Annotated in this window: 2 protein-coding genes; both read right to left on the minus strand. The window is 58.4% G+C overall.

Features of this window, described 5'->3' with window-relative positions:
* The coding region (locus PROAA_RS10170; RefSeq protein ID WP_186411232.1) for a bifunctional enoyl-CoA hydratase/phosphate acetyltransferase at nt 1-1,374 on the minus strand (1,374 nt) is incomplete at its 3' end.
* Nucleotides 1,375-1,547: 173 nt separating this feature from the next.
* The coding region (fliD, locus tag PROAA_RS10175; RefSeq protein WP_186411233.1) for a flagellar filament capping protein FliD at nt 1,548-2,408 on the minus strand (861 nt) is incomplete at its 5' end.

The raw sequence follows: 2,408 nt of genomic DNA on the forward strand, positions 1-2,408 counted from the left end.
GGCAATTACGCAGGAGGCGATTCGCGTTTCGGCCGTGTCGGCGCGGCTGGTCAGCACGATGGGCACCCTGGCGCCGAGGACGATGCCGGAAGTCAGGGCATTGGCCAGATATTCCAGTTGCTTGGCCACCATGTTGCCGGACTCAAGGTCGGGAACGACAAGAATCTCGGCGCGTCCGGCAACCGCGGAAACTATGCCTTTGGTCTTTGCGGCTTCAATCGAGACGGCGTTGTCGAAAGCGAGCGGGCCGTCGAGCAGCCCGCCCCTGATCTGACCACGGTCGGCCATCTTGCACAGCGCAGCGGCGTCGAGTGTCGATTGAATCTTTGCGCTGACGGTTTCGACCGCAGAGAGAATGGCGACCTTCGGTTCGGGAATGCCGATGATGTGCGCGAGGTCGATGGCGTTCTGGATGATGTCGACCTTGTCGTCGAGGGTCGGTGAGATGTTGATCGCCGCGTCGGTGATCAGGATCGGGCGCGGATAGGTCGGTACATCCATCAGAAAGACGTGACTGATGCGTCGTTCGGTACGCAGACCGGAAGCGTGCGATACCACCTCGGCCATCAATTCATCGGTGTGCAGGCTGCCCTTCATCAGCGCCTCGGCATCACCGTTGTGGATCAGCGAAACGGCCATTGCCGCGGCATCGTGGCTATGCTTGACGTTGACGATGCGGTGTTGCTTGAGATCCAGCCCGTGTTCGCTGGCGATGCCGCGAATCTTGGCTTCGGGGCCGATCAGGATCGGATCGATCAGTTCGGCCTCCGCTGCCATCAGTGCACCTTTGAGCGATTCCAGATCGCAGGGGTGAACCACGGCCATGTCGATGGGTGCCAGTCCGTTGGCCCGAGCGACCAGGTGCTGCAACCGTGCGTATTTGTCCGAGATTGTGATATGCGGCAGGTCGACGCGTTTGGTTTTCACCTTTTCCGCGGGCGCCAGAACCTCGGCCGTGCCGCGCACCACCTCCAGGTTGTCCTGATTGACGCAACAGCAGTCAAAGAGAATATGCCGGTTGTGGGTGAACATCTTCTTGACCGTCATGGTGACGGTGATCGTGTCGCCCAGGCTGACCGGTCGCGCAAAATGCAGCGCCTGATCGACCAGGATGGTTCCCGGTCCGGGGAATTGCGTTCCCAGCACGGTGGAGATCAGCGATGCGCTCCACATGCCGTGAGCGATGACTTCCCTGAACATGCCGCTGTTGGAAAACTCCTTGTCGCCGATCGCCGGATTCATGTCGCCCGACATGATGGCGAACAGCTTGATGTCTTCGGCGCGCAGCGAACGAACCAGAACGGAACAGTCGCCGACGTTTATTTCGTCGAAGGTCCGGCTTTCAAGAAAGTTTTGTTGGGTTTCTATGCGCATGATTCAGCCCGAACAGTAAATGAGTGGGCGGCGGGGAGTGGCGATGTGCAGGTGGCTGGACTCCCCCATGATGCGGCCGCTGAAGCCAACATCATAACGCATATGATTCAAACCTGTCAGTCCGTGGGACGTGCTGCCACTTTATTGGCAGGCCTCCGGCTGACGCCGCGATTTCAGGTTCTCAGGATTTGATTGTAGGCGGCAAGTGCTTTGGCAACCTGGGCTGAAGGCTTGGCCGGGTCGCCCAGCCCGAACTCGGCCTGGAGCGAGGATCTGTGATCTGTAATGTAGTCGATGACCCGGTCCAGATTGCCCAGTCGGTTGGGAATGAAATTATTGGCGGAGTTGAGCAACTCGGCCGATTTGGCGAAGTTTGCGCCGAACTCGTGAAGGGCGTTGATCGCTCCCGTCTTGTTCGTCCCCAGCGCCGCGAACAGTTGGCTCGTGTCAAGTGTGGCTAGTTTCGTGTTCGGGTCGATGTTCAGGCCCAAGTCGCGCATGCCATGAAAGCCGTCCTTCGCACCATTGAAAATGTTCTTGACGCTCTGTTCGAGTTCGTAGAGCGAGATCTCGGCAGCCTGCGTTCCGGCCAGAAGGCCGTTGTTCTTCACCGTGCCGTCAAAACGCGTAACCCAGTCGTTGTATTTTGCGGCGAACGCCTGAAGCTGTGACTCGATGGCTTCGTTGTCCATCAATGCGCTGACACCGCCAAGTGCCTGGCCAGCCTGTTGCATGCCGGATACCAGGGTTCCCATTTCGCTCAGTTCTGAAAACTGGGCTTTGTAGGTGACATCCTTGGTGTTGATCACGCTCATCATCCGATAGGCGGATTCCGGGTCGAAAAGCGATAGATTGCGGCCGGAAGGTGAAAGCCCCTGTGTTGTCGACGATAGCCCAAGCAGTGAAAGCGGGTCGGTCGCCCCGAGTTGTGATCCCGACTGAGCGCCAGACAAGCGGGTGAGGAAATCGGAACCTGAAGACGCCTTGTTTCCGCCGAGTGCCGAGCCGAGCAAGATATTAATGGATTGCGATTT

Source organism: Candidatus Propionivibrio aalborgensis (assembly GCF_900089945.1).
GTDB classification, from domain to species: Bacteria; Pseudomonadota; Gammaproteobacteria; order Burkholderiales; family Rhodocyclaceae; genus Propionivibrio; species Propionivibrio aalborgensis.